The sequence below is a fragment of the Mycobacterium kyorinense genome (assembly GCF_001672775.1).
Classification (GTDB): Bacteria; Actinomycetota; Actinomycetes; order Mycobacteriales; family Mycobacteriaceae; genus Mycobacterium; species Mycobacterium kyorinense_A.
This window is the reverse complement of sequence record NZ_LZKJ01000029.1, coordinates 15767-34113: the sequence shown is the minus strand read 5'-3', so window position 1 is coordinate 34113 and position 18347 is coordinate 15767. Positions and strand designations below refer to the sequence as shown.

Annotated in this window: 12 protein-coding genes; 6 read left to right on the top strand and 6 right to left on the bottom strand. The window is 65.2% G+C overall.

Annotation, left to right across the window (positions count from 1 at the left end):
- The 5 genes from A5707_RS01970 to A5707_RS01950 form a co-directional block, all read left to right on the top strand.
- Positions 1 to 2594, top strand: a 2594-nt coding sequence (locus A5707_RS01970) for a non-ribosomal peptide synthetase (RefSeq protein WP_156657469.1), incomplete at its 5' end; no start/stop codon positions are given.
- 26 nt (positions 2595 to 2620) lie between these two features.
- On the top strand, positions 2621 to 3499 hold the full coding sequence (locus A5707_RS01965; RefSeq protein ID WP_065012845.1) for a class I SAM-dependent methyltransferase: 879 nt from the start codon (positions 2621 to 2623) through the stop codon (positions 3497 to 3499).
- A 31-nt stretch (positions 3500 to 3530) separates the two neighbouring features.
- Positions 3531 to 3968, top strand: a complete 438-nt coding sequence (locus A5707_RS01960) for a nitroreductase family deazaflavin-dependent oxidoreductase (RefSeq protein WP_065012844.1) — start codon at positions 3531 to 3533, stop codon at positions 3966 to 3968.
- 43 nt (positions 3969 to 4011) lie between these two features.
- Positions 4012 to 5301 (top strand): threonine ammonia-lyase, encoded by a 1290-nt coding sequence (ilvA, locus tag A5707_RS01955; RefSeq protein ID WP_065012843.1) that lies wholly within the window; start codon positions 4012 to 4014, stop codon positions 5299 to 5301.
- Between the two features lie 214 nt (positions 5302 to 5515).
- A complete protein-coding gene (locus A5707_RS01950; protein WP_065012842.1) occupies positions 5516 to 6877 on the top strand; it encodes a threonine/serine ThrE exporter family protein in 1362 nt (453 codons plus the stop codon).
- A gap of 17 nt (positions 6878 to 6894) precedes the next feature.
- Here A5707_RS01950 and A5707_RS01945 read toward each other — a convergent pair whose 3' ends face one another.
- The 6 genes from A5707_RS01945 to ripD form a co-directional block, all read right to left on the bottom strand.
- On the bottom strand, positions 6895 to 7317 hold the full coding sequence (locus tag A5707_RS01945) for a hypothetical protein (protein WP_065012841.1): 423 nt from the start codon (positions 7315 to 7317) through the stop codon (positions 6895 to 6897).
- Between the two features lie 36 nt (positions 7318 to 7353).
- Positions 7354 to 9090 carry a malto-oligosyltrehalose trehalohydrolase gene (treZ, locus tag A5707_RS01940; RefSeq protein WP_065012840.1) on the bottom strand — a complete coding sequence of 579 codons (1737 nt, stop codon included), beginning with the start codon at positions 9088 to 9090 and terminating at the stop codon, positions 7354 to 7356.
- On the bottom strand, positions 9083 to 11380 hold the full coding sequence (gene treY, locus A5707_RS01935) for a malto-oligosyltrehalose synthase (RefSeq protein ID WP_065012839.1): 2298 nt from the start codon (positions 11378 to 11380) through the stop codon (positions 9083 to 9085). The genes treZ and treY overlap by 8 nt, the downstream gene beginning before the upstream one ends.
- 3 nt (positions 11381 to 11383) lie before the next feature.
- Positions 11384 to 13561 (bottom strand): glycogen debranching protein GlgX, encoded by a 2178-nt coding sequence (glgX, locus tag A5707_RS01930; RefSeq protein WP_065012838.1) that lies wholly within the window; start codon positions 13559 to 13561, stop codon positions 11384 to 11386.
- 32 nt (positions 13562 to 13593) lie between these two features.
- Positions 13594 to 15765, bottom strand: coding sequence for an acyltransferase family protein (locus A5707_RS01925; protein WP_065012837.1), 2172 nt, complete (start codon positions 15763 to 15765; stop codon positions 13594 to 13596).
- Positions 15766 to 16016: 251 nt separating this feature from the next.
- A complete protein-coding gene (gene ripD / locus A5707_RS22980) occupies positions 16017 to 16820 on the bottom strand; it encodes an NlpC/P60 family peptidoglycan-binding protein RipD (protein WP_082969195.1) in 804 nt (267 codons plus the stop codon).
- Between the two features lie 234 nt (positions 16821 to 17054).
- Between ripD and A5707_RS01915 the strand changes: the two genes are divergently transcribed.
- On the top strand, positions 17055 to 18347 hold the full coding sequence (locus A5707_RS01915; protein WP_065012836.1) for an adenosylmethionine--8-amino-7-oxononanoate transaminase: 1293 nt from the start codon (positions 17055 to 17057) through the stop codon (positions 18345 to 18347).

Below are 18347 nucleotides of genomic sequence, written 5' to 3'. Positions count from 1 at the left end.
GCCGGCCATTGTCATCAGTGGACCTCCTCGACGACGACGAACACGCCCGACTAGAAAAGCTCGGCAACCGGGCAGTCTTGACCCAGCCGCAGTCCACGGCGGTGTCCGTTTTGGTCTTGTGGGCCGCGCAGGTGGCCCGGACACCGGATGCCGTGGCGCTCATCGGTGAGGGCCGTTCGCTGACCTATCGCGAACTCGACGAGGCGGCGAATCGGTTGGCGCACGTGCTGGCTGATCACGGCGTAGGACCGGGCGAGTGCGCCGGGCTGCTGTGCTCGCGGTCAATACAGGCGATCGTGGCGATGCTGGCGGTGCTCAAAGCTGGGGCAGCCTATCTGCCGATCGATCCGCAGTATCCACGAGCGCGGATGGAATTCATGCTCGCCGATGCTGCGGCAGTGGCAGTGGTTACTACCGCGGATTTGGTGGCGAGGCTGGCCGGTTTTGACGTGTTGGTTGTCGATGTCGATGATCCCGGCGTCGACGGCCAACCGAGTACGACGCTACCGGCTCCGGGTCCTGAGGATATCGCCTACCTGATCTACACCTCGGGCACTACCGGGATGCCGAAAGGGGTGGCCATCAGCCATCACAACCTGACCCATTTGGTGGAGTCATGGCCGACTAATGTGCCCCGGGCATCGGTCTGGACGCAGTGTCATTCGTACGTTTTTGACTTTTCGGTAGGGGAGATCTGGGCTGCGCTGCTGAGCGGTGGCCGGCTGGTGATCGTGCCCGAATCGGTGGTCGGCTCACCAGATGAGTTCCACGACTTGTTGATTGAAGAGCAAGTCAGTGTGTTGACCCAGACTCCGTCGGCGGCGGCGATGCTCTCAGCGGAAGGCTTGGAGTCGGTCGCGTTGCTGGTGGGCGGTGAACCGTGTCCAGCCGAGTTGGTGGACCGCTGGGCGTCTGACCGGGTGATGGTCAACGCCTACGGCCCAACCGAGACCACGGTGTATGCGTCGATGAGCGCACCGTTGGTGGCGGGGTCGGGGGCAGCACCGATTGGGGCGCCGGTGCCGGAAGCGGCGGTGTTTGTGCTCGATGGGTGGTTGCGCCCGGTACCGGCCGGGGTGATCGGTGAGTTGTACGTGGCCGGCCGAGGTGTGGGGTGCGGGTATGTGCGTCGCGCAGGATTGACCGCATCGCGGTTTGTGGCCTGCCCATTCGGCTGGGCCGGGGCGTCCGGACAACGGATGTATCGCACCGGGGACCTGGTGTGTTGGGGGGCCGATGGACAACTGCGCTATCTCGGTCGCGCTGATGAGCAGGTCAAGATCCGGGGGTATCGCATCGAGCTCGGCGAGATCCAAACCGCTCTAGCGGGTTTGGACGGTGTCGAGCACGCGGTGGTGATCGTTCGCGAAGACCGCCCGGGTACCAAACGCCTCGTCGGTTACATCACCGGAACAGCTGAACCATCCACGGTGCGCGCAGCGCTGGCTGAGCGGCTGCCGATCTATATGGTGCCGGCCGCGGTCATCGGCTTGGATGCGTTGCCGTTGACGGTCAACGGCAAACTGGACATTCGCGCACTGCCGGCACCGGAGTACCGGGATGGCGGTGATTACCGGGCCCCGGCCAACCCCACCGAGGAGATCCTGGCCGGTATCTACGCCCAGATCCTGGGACTCGAGCGGGTCGGCGTCGACGACTCCTTCTTCGACTTGGGTGGAGATTCCCTCTCGGCGATGCGCCTGATCGCCGCGATCAACACCCGCCTCGATGTCGCAGTTGCCGTACGCACGGTGTTCGAGGCGCCTTCCGTTGCCAGGTTGAGCCTGCGGCTGGGCACACCTGACAGCTCGGTGGAAGTCATCCCTGTCGAGGTTCTCAACGAGGGCACCGGTGTTGCGCTGTGCTGTATTCATGACGGTTTCGGGCTTAGTTGGTCGTATCGAACTCTGGGCAATCATTTAGATTGTCCGATCATTGGAATTAACCAAATCCTGCAAACTAACGAACCTGAGTCAGCATCGATTCGTAGCATGGCGGCAAGCTATGCCGACCGGCTCCAAGCCGTTTATTCGACGGGGCCCTACAAGCTTCTCGGCTGGTCGTTTGGGGGCGTCGTAGCCCACGAGCTCGCTGTCAAGCTTCGTCGGCGCGGGTGTGTAGTCCAACGTCTCATACTGTTAGACCCTTCCGTCACTGACCACCACACCGCAAAAATCAAAGCTGCAGACGAGAATCAAGTCCTCGAACAAATCTTGCGCACCAACGGAATAGACGTTCCAGCACATACGAGTCCTCTAACCTATCAGCAAGCAGAGCAAGCAATTCAGCAGCAAGGAGAAGCAGCGAAGGTCGCACTTCCGTCCAAACAGCTGTTGGAGTTCATGCTGAAGAGTGTCAATGCGAACCAGCTGTACCTCCTCGAACACGTGCCAGATGTCTTTGACGGCGATATGGTCATATTCTCTGCTGGCCGAACTACTAACGGGCACGGTGTATCCGCGCTGGAAAATTGGCGGCCTTATGTCACCGGCGACATTACCGAGCACACGGTCGATTGCGGGCATCATGACATGCTGAGCGCCGAATCTCTCGGTCGATATGGTGAACAACTCAAGCGTCTATTAGAAACGTAAATAATTGCGCGACCGAAAGGCAGACAATGACACGGCGGGCGCTCAAGGCGCGGTCGGCTGACGCGCCGATGCTGTTTCCCGCGCTGGAGATGCATTACCCGAGAGGGCAGCGGGTTAGCGACGATGAATTCGCGATCCGGATGCTGTCGCCGGGATTGCGGATGGCGGCCCATGCCATGGCGTGGCAGCCGTTGCGCGGCCTGCTGGCTCGGTCAGTGGATAAGCAGATGCCGGGCTTCTGGGGTGGCGTCGTCGCGCGCAAGCGGTACGCCGATGAGCAAGTGGTGGATGCACTGTCCGCGGGGATCAAGCAGTTCGTGATCCTGGGCGCAGGATTCGACACGCGCGCGTTTCGGCTGATTGCGCGTGCTGGCGCTGACGCGTTTGAAGTTGACCTGCCCGAGAACTCCGCGCGCAAGAAGGCGCTAATCGAGCGACTGTTCGGCGGGGTGCCGGCCTCAATCGAGTTGGTTGCCGTCAATCTAGAGACCGGAGATCTTGAGAATTCCCTTGTAACACAAGGATTTCAGAGCAACCAGCCGACAATGTACGTCATCGAAGCGGTCACGCCTTACCTATCGCACGATGCGATCGCCCGAGTGTTCGCGGTACTGGCCAAGGCGCCGACGTCGAGTCGGCTCGTCTTTACCTACATCCTGCGCGAATTCCTCGAGGGCAAACAGCTCTACGGGTGGGACAAGGCCTACCAGCGATGGGTCGTGAAGGAAGGGATCTACCGATTTGGTCTTTCCCCGGCGGGGGTCGGCGACTTTCTGCGGCAGTACGGCTGGACCGAGTGCGAACAAGTCGGTTCCGCGGAATACCGCGCCCGCTATTTCGAGCCGGCCGGTCGGGACTTGACCGGCATTGACGTCGAGAGGTTCGTCGCCGCGCAGAAGGCCTGACGACCGGCGACGGCCCTCTAAGCTGGTCTGCATGCCCCTTTCCGGTGAATATGCGCCCAGCCCGCTCGATTGGTCCCGCGAACAAGCCGACACGTATGCGGCGTCGGGCGGAACCGAAGCCACCGAGATGCAGGGAAAGCCCATCATCCTGCTGACCACCGTCGGAGCAAAGACGGGCAAACTTCGCAAAACGCCGCTGATGCGCGTTGAGCACGGGGGCCAGTACGCGATCGTCGCCTCGTTGGGCGGCGCTCCAAAGAACCCTGTTTGGTATTACAACGTCAAGAAGAACTCGCGCGTCGAGTTGCAGGACGGCCCGGTGACCGGCGACTACGAGGCGCGCGAGGTGTTCGGCGACGAAAAAGCCACGTGGTGGGAGCGTGCCGTCGAGGCCTGGCCGGACTACGCCAAGTACCAGACCAAGACCGAGCGGCAAATCCCGGTGTTTGTGCTTACCCCGGTGGATTGAGCCGACGCGCGCGGTAAAAACAGCCGCATGGCACCATTGATCGGTGTCCGCCGAACCGGCCGAGAGGCCCAGCGCTCAGAATTGCCCGCTGCTGTCAGCAGCGGATATCGAGGCGGCGGCCAACCGAATCGCCGGCGTAGTCACGCCGACGCCGCTGCAGTTCAGCGACCGGCTATCGGCGGCTACGGGCGCCACGGTCTATCTCAAGCGTGAAGATCTGCAGGCGGTTCGTTCCTACAAGCTGCGCGGCGCCTACAACTTGCTGGTGCAGCTGCCCGAGGAGGAGACCGCCGCGGGCGTGGTGTGCTCGTCGGCGGGTAACCATGCCCAGGGTTTCGCGTTCGCCTGCCGTGCCCTGGGCATCCACGGCCGTGTCTACGTGCCGGCCAAGACGCCCAAGCAAAAGCTTGACCGCATTCGCTACCACGGGGGGCATTTCATCGAGCTGATCGTGGGTGGGTCGACCTACGATCTGGCGGCCGCGGCCGCGTTGGACGACGTGGCGCGCACTGGGGCGACGCTCGTCCCGCCCTACGACGACCTGCGGACGATGGCCGGGCAGGGGACGATCGCGGTGGAGTTGCTCGGCCAGCTCGACCGTGAGCCGGATCTGGTGGTGGTCCCGGTCGGCGGGGGTGGATGCATCGCCGGCATCACCAGCTACCTGGCGGAGCGGACAACCACCACCTCGGTGCTGGGTGTCGAACCGGCGGGTGCGGCGGCGATGATGGCTGCGCTGGCCGCCGGCGAGCCGGTGACGCTGGACGATGTGGACCAGTTTGTCGACGGCGCCGCGGTGAATCGCGCCGGCACGCTGACCTACGCCGCACTGGCCGCCGCCGGTGACATGGTGTCGATCACCACGGTGGACGAGGGCGCGGTCTGCACCGCAATGTTGGACCTGTACCAAAACGAGGGCATCATCGCGGAGCCGGCCGGCGCGCTCTCGGTAGCTGGCCTGCTAGAGGCCGACGTCGAACCGGATTCGACGGTGGTGTGCCTGATCTCGGGCGGTAACAACGACATCTCCCGCTACGGGGAAGTGTTGGAGCGTTCGCTGGTTCATCTCGGGCTCAAGCACTATTTCCTGGTCAACTTTCCGCAGGAGCCCGGCGCGTTGCGCCGATTCCTCGACACCGTGCTCGGGGCCGACGACGACATCACGCTGTTTGAGTACGTCAAGCGCAACAACCGCGAAACCGGCGAGGCGCTGGTCGGCATCGAACTGGGATCGGCGGCCAACTTCGACGGCCTGCTGGCCCGGATGCGCGCCACCGACATCCAATTCGAATGCCTCGAGCCGGGGTCGCCGGCCTACCGGTATTTGCTGTAACCGCGGCGCGTCGGCCCAGTTCGCACGACCTTTCGGGGGCCGGAGCGACGGCCTGTCGACACACGCGTGGATTCCTTCCTCTACAAGGTGGGAACCCAAGTCCGAAGCCTATGCCAGGGACACCACGCGACGAAGGAGGGCGATGACGCCGGCAACCTCGACAGCAGAGCACGCAGACCCTCGCACGGCAGAGGATGAGAGGAAAAGTTACGGCATGGACGAGGCCGGGGTCCGGCGAGTTCTCGATATTGCGCTGCGGTTCGGGCAGCTCCTGCTGGGTTCGCAGGCTGGAACGGCGGACGTCACGTCCACCATCGTTGCCGTCGCTACGGCCTACGGCCTCCCGCAGACACAGGTCGACATCACCGCGAACTCGATCACGGTCTCGGTCCCGCGAGGCGTGCCGGGCGCGCCGGTCAGCGCGATGTATCTGGTGCAGTCCCGCTCGCTGGATTACACCCGGCTGCAGCTGACCACCGACCTCGCCCAGCACGTCGTCGACACCACGCCGGAGCCCGAGTGGGTGCAGCGGCAACTGGACACTCTGGCGGAGGCAGCGCATCCGTATCCTCGCTGGGTAGCCACCGTCGGCTGGGCGGTGATGGCCGGCGGCTTTTCCGTATTGATCGGTGCCGGGCCGCTAGTGGCCGTGATTTCAGCGCTGACCACTGCGCTGATCGACCGGGTAGGTCGCATCCTCAACCGCCGGCATCTGCCGCTGTTGTTCCAGCAGGTGGTTGCAGCCGCGGTCGCCACCGGCGTCGCCATCGGACTTCACGCGGCCGGTTGGCTGCCCGACAACACCCCGATGTCGCCGGTGGTCGCAGCCAACATCGTGGTGTTGCTATCGGGGCTGGCCACCGTCGGTTCGGTGCAAGACGCCATCACCGGTTACCAGCTCACCGCCGTGTCGCGGATGATGGACATCCTGCTCTCGTCGGCGGGCATCCTGGTCGGCGTCTCCATCGCGGTGCGAATCGGTCGAGCAGCCGGTGTCGACGTCCAGGTGATCCCGGACATGCCGGTAGTCGCCGCGCTGAGCGTGCCGGTGTACATGGTGGCGGGCGCGATCGGTGCCGCGGCGGCGGCGATCGCCGGCTACGCATCGATCCGCGCGGCGGTGGCGGCAGGCATCGCCGGGGCGACCGCAACGCTGCTGTTCTTCGGGCTGCAACTCATCGAGATCAACACCATCGCAAGCTCATTCGTGGCCGCGGCGGCCACCGGTCTGGTCGGCACCCTGCTGGCGCCCCGGCTGCGAGCCACCCCGTTGGTGATCATCATGGCCGGCATCGTGCCGCTCGTTCCCGGGCTGACCCTCTACCGGGGCTTCGTCCAATTGGTCAATGGGCAGCCGACCGCCGGGGGAACCCTCGGGATGGCCGCAGGACTGGCGTTGGCGCTCGGCGCTGGCGCGGTGCTGGGGCCGCTGCTCGCGCCCTCCGTGCAGCGCGAACTCGCCCGGTACCGCCACCGTGTCCGGTCGGGGTCGAGACGCCAGGCGCTCACCCGGTACCGCATGCCGCAACTCGCCGGCATCCGCTACATCGGGCGCAGATCCGCGTCCCGCGCGTAGGCGGTTTCTCAGGCCGGCTAGATCTGCAGCAGCACCTCATCGTTGGCGCGGAAGATCGGCTCAACGGGTACATCGAAGCGTTCGGCCATGGCGGCCAATGACTTCGCCCAGACCCGGTCGGCGGACGAAATCGGGCCTCGTCCGGGACCCGTGATCAGCAGCGCGACCGTGGAACCCGACGCAAGATCGTCGAGCAATGTGCGCAGCGCCGACATCAGGTTCTTCAGATATCGAGCCTGCGGCCGCGGACCGATCGGGGTTTGGCTGAGCATCTTGGTCAGCCGACGATCCGGCCCGACGAAACCGAACCACAACAACCGTTCGCCAAATCCCAGTGGTCCCATCAGCGCCCGCCATCGTTCGAGCAGGTCCGCCGTGGAATGTATGGGGTCGGTGGCGGTTTCGATTGATGGAATGGGTGCTGGTGCGTGCTGACTCATCTGCGAATCATCAGCGGCGCCCGCGGCCGGCGGTAGTCAGTTATCCACAGGACGCAGTATCGCGAATGAATGACCGGGTAATTCGGTGGTGTCGGTGCCCACCCGAGGCGGGGCCCAGGCCAGGACCACTTCGCCGGTGATCGGGATTGGCGTCGCTTCGACGCCGAGGTTGCACGCGATGGCGAGCCGGCCGCGGCGCATCACAATCCACCGGGCCGCTTCGTCATAGTCGACACTCAGATCGTCCAGCCATGGATCGGCCAGATCGGATTCGGTGCGCCGCAGCGCGATCAAGTGCCGGTAGACGGTCAGCAACCGGGCGTGCTCGTCGTCGTCGACTTCGTCCCAATTCAGCTTGGAGCGCTGGAACGTCTGCGGATCCTGGGGGTCGGGAATGTCGTCGGCGTCCCAGCCGTGTTCGGCGAACTCGGCCTTGCGTCCCTGCGCAGTGGCGTGGGCCAATTCGGGTTCAGGGTGGGAGCTGAAGAATTGAAACGGGGTGGAGGCACCCCACTCTTCACCCATGAAAAGCATGGTGCTGTACGGAGATCCGAATACCAGAGCGGCCTTGACCGCTAGTTGGCCGAAGCTCAGGTTCTGCGACGGGCGGTCCCCGACGGCGCGGTTGCCGACCTGGTCGTGAGTACAGGTGTAGGCCAGCAGCCGGGTGGCCGGAATTTTCGACGTGTCCAGCGGCCGCCCGTGCCGACGACGGCGAAATGACGAATAGGTGCCGGCGTGAAAGAAGCCGTGGCGCAACGTTTGCGCCAGGGTGGCCAGCGACCCGAAGTCAGCGTAGTAGCCCTGACGTTCACCGGATACCGCGGCGTGGATCGCGTGGTGGATGTCGTCGTCCCATTGTGCGGTGATCCCGTAGCCGCCGGCCGCGCGTGGCGTGACCAGCCGCGGATCGTTGAGGTCGCTTTCCGCGACCAGCGACAGTGGACGGCCGAGTTGCTCGGCGAGCGCATCGGTTTCGGTCGACAGCTCCTCGAGGATGTGGAGCGCGGTGGTATCCACCAATGCATGCACGGCGTCCAGCCGCAGACCATCGGCGTGGAAGTCGCGCATCCAGCGCAGCGCGCAATCGATGATGTAGCGGCGGACCGCGTCGGAGTCGGCGTCGGCAATGTTGATGCCTTCGCCCCACGGGTTACTGGCCGACGACAGATACGGGCCGAAGCGCGGCAGGTAGTTGCCCGACGGGCCCAGGTGGTTGAACACTGCATCGATCAGCACACCGAGGCCGCGCCGATGGCAGGCGTCGACGAACCGCACCAGTCCGTCGGGGCCGCCGTAGGGTTCGTGCACCGCATACCACAGCACACCGTCATAGCCCCAGCCGTGGCTGCCGGAGAACGCGTTGACGGGCATCACCTCGACGAAGTCGACGCCGAGATCGACCAAATAGTCCAGCTTTTCGATAGCTGAGTCGAAGGTACCGCCCGGGGTGAACGTCCCGAGGTGCAGCTCGTAGATCACCGCACCTTCGACCGACCGGCCAGCCCAACCCTCGTCGGTCCATGGTGCCGTCGACGCGTCCCACAGCGCGGAGCGTTCGTGCACGCCGTCGGGCTGGCGCGCCGACCGCGGATCGGGCAGCACCGTGGGGTCGTCGTCGAGCAGATAGCCGTAGCGCGCATCGGGTTCAGTCTCCACGGTGAGACGCCACCAACCGTCGCTGTAGGGGGTCATCGGGTACGTCGCACCGTCGATATCGAGATGCACTCGCGTTGGATTTGGTGCCCAGACGGCGAACTCGTGATCAGGCATCCGCGCGCTCCAACAGCACCACGGGCAGTTCGGCGAATAGTTCCGCCGCTGACGTTGCTCCGCTGCGCGCGGCGCCGCTCAGTGCGTCGATCCAGTCGCCGTCGGGTAGCGGTATCACCGTGTCGCCCCAGCCGCTGTCCTGCAGATGTACCGTCCAGCGGGTGACCGCGACCAGCACATCGTCGCCGCGCTGGAACGCGACGACGTGTTCAGCGGCTGACCCGGTGGCCAGCACCGGGTGATAGCCGCCGTGCAAGAAGGTCTGCGGCCGGTTCCGTCGTAGTTGCAACGCCGCGGCGACGACTTTGATCTTCGGGTGATCAAGGCTTTTCAGGGCTGCCCGCCGCGCGCCATAGTCGACCGGTCGCCGGTTGTCCGGGTCGACGAGGCTGTCGTCCCACAACTCGGTGCCCTGGTAGATGTCTGGAACGCCGGGAACGGTCAAGGCCAGCAACTTCTGCCCGATCGCGTCGTTCTCGGCATGTGAATTGAGTTGGGCGACAAGGCTGGTCAGTTCGCGAGCCGCGGACCCGTCCAGCACTGCATCCAGCCAACGGTGCACCGCGCTCTCGAAGTCGGCATCGGGATCGTGCCAGGAGGTATGCCATGCCGCTTCCCGGATGGCCTTCTCGGCATAGGCATGCAGCCGTTCACGCAGACTGTCGGTGACCACGCCGTCGGCCGGCCATACGCCGAAGATGTTCTGCCAGAGGAACAATGCGGTGGCCGGGTCGGGGGAGGGCGTACTGGTCTCCCAGCGGGCGACGAATTCGGCCCACAGCGACGGGACCTGCGACAGCACGCCGATGCGGGCGCGGACGTCCTCGCCGCGTTTGGTGTCGTGGGTGGTCAGCGTCGTCATTGTCTGCGGCCACAGCCGGGCACGGGTGGCGGCGCTGTGGTGAAACTCCGCGGCGCCCACGCCGAACCGCTGCGGCTCACCACCCACCTCGTTCAGCGACACCAGCCGGGCATCGCGGTAGAACAGGCAGTCTTCGACTGACTTGGCGGTGACCGCGCCGCACAGCTGCTGAAGCCGTACCGCAGGCTCACCGCCATCGGTGATGGCGGCTGCGATCAGCTGCAACGCCGGCCCCAATTCGGGTGCGGCAGCGGCGGTGTCGGCAAGCGCGGTAGGCAGCGCCGCCGACAAGCCGCGGTAATCGGTCCGATAGACGTCAATGTGGCCGAGCAGCGCTGCCACCGCGTCCGGCAACCGCGGATCGTCGGCACCGGTAGCGGCGACGATGCAGCGCCGCAGTCGGGCCAACTCGCTGGCGAGTGTGTCGGTCGTTGCCACGGCTTTGAGTTCGCCGAGCAGTGCCGGCATGGCCTGATAAGCCATCCCGGCCGATTCGACCAGCGCGGTCAACGCGGGCGCCCCCTTCGGGTCGACGAAAAGACCGCCGATTTCTCGCAGCACGTCGTAACCGGTGGTGCCGGCCACCGGCAAGGTCGGTTCCAAAGCTTCGTCGACGGCCAGGATCTTCTCGATCACAATCCAGGTCTTCGGCCCCAGCAGCGTCCGCAACGAGCTCAAATACCCAGTCGGATCCGATAACCCGTCGGGGTGGTCGATGCGTACGCCGTCCACCAGCCCCTCGTCGACCCAGCGGGCGACCTCGCCATGCCAGGCGTCGAACACCGCAGGGTCTTCCTGACGAAGTCCGGCCAGCGAGGTAATCGAGAAGAAGCGACGGTAGCCGCATACTCCGTTTCGCCAGCCGACCAGTCGGTAATGCTGGCGGTCGTGCACATCGGGACCGCTCCCGTCGCCGGTTCCGGGTGCGATCGGGAAAGCCAGGTCGCCCAGCCGCAGTAGCTCGCCCTCGACCGTCAAGTCAGCGATGTCGTCGTCAGATCCCAAGACCGGCAGTACAACTCGTCCGTCACCGAGCTCCCAGTCGATATCGAAGAATTCCGCGTAGGCCGATGAGCGCCCGTATCGCAGCACATCCCACCACCACGGGTTCTGCTGCGGTTGATCGACACCGACGTGGTTGGGCACGATATCAACGATCAGCCCCAACCCCCGCTTCCGCGCCGCCGCCGACAGCCGGGCCAACCCCTCAGCGCCCCCGAGTTCAGCGGAGACCGTCGTCGGATCGGTGACGTCGTAGCCGTGGGTCGACCCGCCCACGGCGGTCATGATCGGCGACAGGTACACGTGCGACACTCCGAGATCGCTCAGGTAGTCCAGCAGGTCTTCCGCGTCGGCGAAGGTGAACGCGAATCCGCTCGAGGCACCGCGCAGCTGCAGCCGGTAGGTGGACAACACGGGAGAAGCCATGCGTCACATCGTCTTACGCAACACGAGCAGAGCACGGCTGGGCAATGAGATCTCGTCGCCGTCGGTCACGACAAGCTCCACTGCGCCGGTGGGATCGGTGGTGTCGAGCACCGCCGTCCACTCTTGTGCGTAGTCCTGATGGGGCATGATGAAGTCCACCACGTGGTCGTGAGCGTTGAAGCACAGCAGAAACGAGTCGTCGACCACCCGCTCGCCGCGGCGGCCGGGCTCGGGAAGTGCGTCGCCGTTGAGGAACACCGCGATGCTCTTGCCGAAGTCACTGTCCCAGTCCTCCGGGGTCATCTCCTGACCGGCCGGCGTTAGCCAGGCGATGTCGCGGACTTCGTCGCCCCGGCGGATCGGTTGGCCCGCGAAAAACCGGCGGCGACGAAACACCGGGTGCTCGGTGCGAAGGCCGGCCACCGTCCGGGTGAATGCCAGCAGGTCGGCGTTCTTGTCCGCCAGCGACCAATCCATCCAGGACAGCTCGGAGTCCTGGCAGTACACGTTGTTGTTGCCCTGTTGGGTGCGGCCCATCTCGTCGCCGTGGGCGATCATCGGGGTGCCTTGCGATAACATCAGCGTGGCCATGATGTTGCGCATCTGCCGCGCGCGTAGTTCAAGGATGTCCGGATCGTCGGTGGGGCCTTCGACGCCGCAGTTCCACGACCGGTTGTAGCTCTCCCCGTCGCGGTTGTCCTCACCGTTGGCCTCGTTGTGTTTCTCGTTGTAGGACACCAGATCGTTGAGCGTGAACCCGTCGTGGGCGACGACGAAGTTGATGCTGGCGCTGGGCCGGCGTCCGGTGGCCTCGTAAAGGTCCGACGACCCGGTCAGCCGGGACGCGAACTCGCCCAGGGTTGCGGGCTCGCCCCGCCAGTAGTCACGCACAGTGTCGCGATATTTCCCGTTCCACTCGGTCCACAAACCCGGGAAGTTGCCGACCTGGTAGCCGCCTTCACCGATATCCCACGGCTCGGCGATCAGCTTGACCTGACTGACCACCGGATCCTGCTGAACCAAATCGAAGAACGCGCTCAGCCGGTCGACGTCGTAGAACTCGCGGGCCAGCGTCGATGCGAGGTCGAATCGGAACCCGTCGACATGCATCTCGGTCACCCAGTAGCGCAGGGAATCCATGATCAGCTGCAGCGTGTGCGGGTGGCGGGCGTTGAGGCTGTTGCCGGTGCCGGTGAAATCCTTGTAGAACCTCGGGTCGTCGTCTTCCAGCCGGTAGTAGGCGGCGTTGTCGATGCCGCGGAAGTTGATGGTCGGCCCAAGGTGGTTGCCTTCGGCGGTGTGGTTATAGACCACGTCGAGGATCACCTCGATGCCGACCTCGTGGAAGGTGCGAACCATGGTCTTGAATTCGGCCACCGCGGCGCCGGCCTGACGGTTGGCCGCGTACTGGTTATGCGGCGCGAAGAACCCGAATGTGTTGTAACCCCAATAGTTTCGCAGCCCTAACTCGAGCAGCCGGTGGTCGTGCAGGAACTGGTGAACCGGCATCAGCTCGATCGCGGTGACGTTCAACGACTTGAGGTGGTCGATGATCACCGGATGGGTCAGCCCCGCGTAGGTGCCGCGCAATTCTCGCGGAATGCCGGGATGCGTCTGGGTCATGCCTTTGACGTGTGCTTCGTAGATCACTGTCTCGTGATACGGGGTGCGAGGCGCGCGGTCGGAGGCCCAGTCGAAGAACGGGTTGATCACCACGCTGGTCATGGTGTGGCCCAGCGAGTCGACCATCTGGGGAGTGCCGGTCTCTGCCGGGTTCTCGGCTGCGGCGGCCAGGTCATAGGAGAACAGCGCCTGGCCGAAGGTGAAGTCGCCGTCGAACGACTTCCCGTACGGATCGAGCAACAGCTTGCTGGGGTCGCATCGATGCCCGGCTGCCGGGTCGAACGGGCCATGCACCCGAAATCCATACCGCTGCCCGGGACTCACAGTCGGGAGGTAGGCGTGCCAGACGTATCCGTCGACCTCGTCGAGCGCGACGCAGGTTTCCGCGCCCTGCTCGTCGATCAGGCACAGTTCGACCTTGTCGGCGATTTCGGAGAACAACGCGAAATTCGTGCCGCCGCCGTCGTAAGTGGCGCCAAGCGGGTAGCTATTGCCCGGCCACACGGTCGTCGAGCTGGGCGTGCGGTCTGTTTGCCCGGCTGTCCTGCGGGATGCCATTAGTCCAACTTATCCGCGCCGGCGCGGTTCGGTCACCACCAGCCGGTGGCCGCGGCGACCTGCCGGCCCAGCTCACCTGCCAGCGTGCGCATATAGGTGGCGGACAAATGGTGAGCGTCGTGATAGATCAGCACATTTCCCTCCGCGGCGCGACACATCTCCGCCCGGCACACCGCATCGCTCAGGTCGAGTGGCTTGAGTAGTGGAAACTGCTCGATGAAGTCCAGAGTCGGATTGCGATCCGACAGCACCTCGGCACGTTTGATCCCGCACGATTGCGCGTTGCCGCCCTTGGCCAGACAGTCGGCGGGCTCAAACGGGCTGCCGTCCTTGACCATCCACGGCGTGTCGCGCATTGCCAAGACTGGAATGTTGTTGTCCGAGAACGTCTGCCATATCCCGATGTAGTTGGCCGGCATCACGTCTCCGGCCTTGATGTTCCACGGCCGGGTCGAGGTGGTGAAGACGTAGTCAGGGCGGTCGGCGACCAACTTGGCCATGGCCTTTTGTACCCAGTCATGGCATTCCGGATACGGAGCGTTGTTGCCCATGATCAACGGGGTTTCCTCAGTGGACAGCGGGCAGCCCATCTTGAGGTAGGTCACCACTTTGAAATGGTGCATGCGGCCTAGCAGATCCAGTGCGGTGAGCCAGTGTTCGGCATGAGACCCGCCGGCCAACGCGATGGTTCGGGTGGCCTGTTGATCGCCATAGCTGCAGTTGATCAGGGCAGCGTTTTTGAAGTCGCTGATGCAGCCGTCTCTGGTCGAGGGGGGCAGATCCTTGCTGGCCTCCAAGACAGTGGGACGCATCCGCAGCTTGGGCACCCGCACGTGCTTGGTCAGAGCCCGCGCACCGGGGTAGTCGCGCGAACTGAGTCCGCTCAGCTCTTTGCCGCCGGCGCGCTGCACGGTGACGTGCTCACGCCAGGTGAACGACGTCGCGGTGAGTGTCACGCCGAGCAGGGCCACCACCGATCCCAGCACGATGGTCGGACGGCGCAGCCGTGTCCGCCAGGAGATGGTTCTGACCGGCTCCAGCGCGGCCTGCACCGGGGCGCGATAGCGCAGCGGGTCCTCGACCAGCCGCATGGTCAGGTAGGCCAACACACCGGAGATCAGCAATATCACGGTGCCCTCGACAAAGTTGGCGTGTCGATGGCCGGTGTAGGACAGCCAGAAGATCAGCAGCGGCCAGTGCCACAGGTACAGCGAATACGCCATCGCACCCAAGGTCACCAGCGGCCCCGCGGCGAGCATCCGGTTGAGGAGCGGCATCCGGTCGCGGGTGCTGGGATGCGCCTGCCGGTTGGCCCCGGCGAGCACGAACAGCACTGTCGCCCCGACGGGGACCAACGTCCACGGCCCGGGAAATTCCCGGACGCCGTCGATGAGCGCGCCGCAGGACAGGATCGCCGCCAGCGCGACGGTGGAAATGACAGTGCGCAGCCACATCGGCCAGCGGATGTAGGGGACCAGCGCACCGGCCAGCGCTCCCAACAGCAACTCCCAGCCGCGCGCGAAGCTGTTGTAGTACGCGGTCGCCTGGCTGGCCTGATGAGCAAAGATCGCGTAGCCGAAAGACGCGGCCGTCAGCGCACTGAGTAGTACGACGAACATCGTCCGCAGCCGATCGCCGAACCGTCGTCGACACAGATAGGCCGTCCCGAAGACCAGCACCAGAAAAGCGATGTAGAACTGGCCCTGCACCGACATCGACCAGATGTGCTGCAGCGGGCTGACCGCTTCGCCCGCGCGCAGATAATCGGCCACCGTGCCGGCCAGTTCCCAGTTCTGGTAGTAGCCGAGGCTGGCCAGGCTCTGGTTTGCGAATGCTTCCCAGCGGGTCTGGGGCTGCACCAGGATGGTCAGCACCGCGCATCCGGCCAGCACCACCACCAGCGCCGGCAGCAGCCGGCGGACCAGCCTGGTCACTTCGGGCAGCAGCGATAAGGATGAGGCCGGATTCAGCGCCGCGCGCAGCACCTTGCCGCCGAAGAAGAAGCCCGACAGCGCCAAGAACACGTCCACACCACCGGACACCCGGCCGAACCACACGTGGAACATGGCGACCAACGCGATCGCGATACCGCGCAGGCCGTCGAGATCGTGGCGGTAGAACCCGGCTTTTCGGCTCCCCATCGCAGTCGGTGCGGACTCCGAAACGGCCGAGGGTGCCGGGCGGGTCGGGGTCAGGAGAGTCATGATCGACAGACAATTTACCTAACCGCCGAGCTGATCCTCGACCAGTCGTAGCGCAGTGGCTGGTCCGGTGGCACGCCATGTGCCCGGTCCGAGCAGCTGGCGAGCCCCAAACGATAGTCGTGGGCATCCTTCCCGTATGAACCGGGAAGGATGCCCACACCCCCCTTCCCGGCCTCGATGGTTGGAGGCCGAAACGTTTGCCGGACGGAGTTTCTCCTTACGCCACGGTCTGGGGGTCAGCGAGGTTCAGGTCAGGAGTCGATGATCCGGGTCACATACGGCGTCATGTTGGTGGTACGTGCCGCCGAGACGGTGACTGCAGGTTCGGTGCCCTCGATCATCTGGCCGTTGCCCAAAAACAGGGCCACGCTTTGGCTGCCGCCGGGGCCGTAGCAGATCAGATCGCCGCGGCGTGCCTGCGCCGGCGCGACCTTGCGGCCGACGTTGCACTGCTCGTTGGATCTGCGCGGCAGTTTGAGCCCGACGCCGGCGAAGGCGTATTGGATCAGCCCCGAGGCGTCGAAGCCGACCGTGCCGGTGTTGGCGCTGCCGGGGAGGGTTCCGGCGCCCGGAAGGGTGCCTGCCCCCGCGCCTGGCTGGGTGCCGACGCCCGGGAGGGTGCCGGTATTGCCCGGGGCGGCGCCCGGAAGTGTGGCAGTACCGGAGGTCGTGGTGCCCGGAAGGGCAGCAGTACCAGGCAGGCCGGTAGTACCGGGCAGGCTCGTAGTACCGGGCAGGCTCGTGGTGCCGGGCAGGCCCGTGGTGCCGGGGACGGTCGGAGTGCCGGGCAGGCCCGTGGTGCCGGGGAGGGTCGGAGTGCCCGGGGCGGCGCTGGAGCTTTGCCGCACGCCGGCGGTGGGCCCTGAAGCGTTGCCGCCGCCGTACACGAACGGCACCCCACGCTGAGAAAGTGCGCGCTGGACCACGATCTCGATGTGCTGTTGTCCATAGCCGGTAGGCCATGAGCGCTGGTCAGCGGCCGCCACGGCGGGACTGACCACGGCCGGGGCAAGCAACATCGTCAGACTGGTCGCCACGGAGTAGACGCGTTTCATCGGATTCCACCTCTCGGACCGCTGTATTCACAACAGCCACTTGAACCACTTCTGCAACAGAGCGTACCGGCGATTGATGCCGCGACTAAATCGGCGAAGGAGAATTTGTCGTACCGTGACCGCGCGGTGACCGCCGGCCGCCGTTTCGCCGCCAAGCAGCCGCAAAGCCCGCATTGCCAGGCCAAAAAGGGAGCTTTTGGGTTTGGTCGCCGAAGAGACTTACGCTCAGTCTCCATGCCCGCGTTGACCCCCGAGGAGATCAGCGCGATCGATGCCGCCCACCTCTGGCACCCGTACAGCACCATCGGCGCCGAGGCCGTTCCTCCGGTGGTGGCCGTGGGCGCCCGCGGCGCGTGGCTGACGCTGATGCGCGACGGCAAACCGATTCGGGCCCTCGACGCGATGAGCTCGTGGTGGACCGCCATCCACGGGCACGGCCATCCGGTCCTGGACACGGCGCTGGTCACCCAGCTCGACACGTTGAACCACGTCATGTTCGGCGGGCTGACCCACGAACCGGCCGCGCGGTTGGCGCAGCTGCTTGTCGACATCACCCCCGCCGGGCTGCAGACCGTGTTCTTCAGCGACTCCGGATCGGTGTCGGTGGAGGTCGCGGTGAAAATGGCGCTGCAGTATTGGCGCAGCAATGGTCGGTCCGGCAAGCACCGGCTGATGACCTGGCGTGGCGGATATCACGGCGACACCTTCACACCGATGAGCATCTGCGACCCCGACGGTGGCATGCACCAGCTCTGGACCGACGTGTTGGCCGCCCAGGTGTTCGCCCCGCAGGTCCCGCGCGACTACGACCCGGGCTACACCGCGGCATTCGAGGCCCAGCTGGCCGAGCACGCTGCCGAACTCGCCGCCGTCGTCGTCGAACCCGTCGTGCAGGGGGCCGGCGGAATGCGCTTCCACGATCCCCGCTATCTGCACGACCTGCGGGACATCTGCAGCCGGCACGGGGTGTTGCTGATCTTCGACGAGATCGCCACCGGGTTCGGGCGCACCGGCAAATTGTTCGCCGCCGACCACGCCGAGGTCAGCCCGGACATCATGTGCGTGGGCAAGGCGCTCACCGGCGGCTACCTCAGCCTGGCCGCCACGCTGTGCACCAGCGACATCGCGCACACCATCAGCGCCGGCGAGGCCGGCGCGCTCATGCACGGGCCGACATTCATGGCCAACCCGCTGGCCTGCGCGGTATCGGTGGCCAGCGTGCAACTGCTGCTCGGTCAGGATTGGCGGTCGAAGGTCGGCGAGATCAGCGCGGCGCTGGCCGCAGGACTGGAACCGGCCCGCGGCCTGCCGACTGTGACTGACGTGCGGGTCTGTGGCGCGATCGGGGTGATCGAATGCGACCGGCCCGTCGATCTGGCGGTGGCCACCCCGGCCGCACTGGACCGCGGGGTGTGGTTGCGGCCATTTCGCAACCTCGTCTATGCGATGCCGCCGTTCATCTGTACACCGTCCGAAATTGCGCAGATCACCTCGGCAATGGTCGACGTGGCGGCGCTCGTAAGCTGA

Bases quoted from the DNA above. Each gene is read 5' to 3' on its own strand.
- A5707_RS01965 (WP_065012845.1), top strand. From the start codon at position 2,621: ATGACACGGCGGGCGCTCAAGGCGCGGTCGGCTGACGCGCCGATGCTG.
- A5707_RS01950 (WP_065012842.1), top strand. From the start codon at position 5,516: ATGGACGAGGCCGGGGTCCGGCGAGTTCTCGATATTGCGCTGCGGTTC.
- A5707_RS01915 (WP_065012836.1), top strand. From the start codon at position 17,055: ATGCCCGCGTTGACCCCCGAGGAGATCAGCGCGATCGATGCCGCCCAC.
- A5707_RS01960 (WP_065012844.1), top strand. From the start codon at position 3,531: ATGCCCCTTTCCGGTGAATATGCGCCCAGCCCGCTCGATTGGTCCCGC.
- treZ (WP_065012840.1), bottom strand. From the start codon at position 9,090: ATGCCTGATCACGAGTTCGCCGTCTGGGCACCAAATCCAACGCGAGTG.
- treY (WP_065012839.1), bottom strand. From the start codon at position 11,380: ATGGCTTCTCCCGTGTTGTCCACCTACCGGCTGCAGCTGCGCGGTGCC.
- A5707_RS01925 (WP_065012837.1), bottom strand. From the start codon at position 15,765: ATGACTCTCCTGACCCCGACCCGCCCGGCACCCTCGGCCGTTTCGGAG.
- glgX (WP_065012838.1), bottom strand. From the start codon at position 13,561: ATGGCATCCCGCAGGACAGCCGGGCAAACAGACCGCACGCCCAGCTCG.
- A5707_RS01945 (WP_065012841.1), bottom strand. From the start codon at position 7,317: ATGAGTCAGCACGCACCAGCACCCATTCCATCAATCGAAACCGCCACC.
- ripD (WP_082969195.1), bottom strand. From the start codon at position 16,820: ATGAAACGCGTCTACTCCGTGGCGACCAGTCTGACGATGTTGCTTGCC.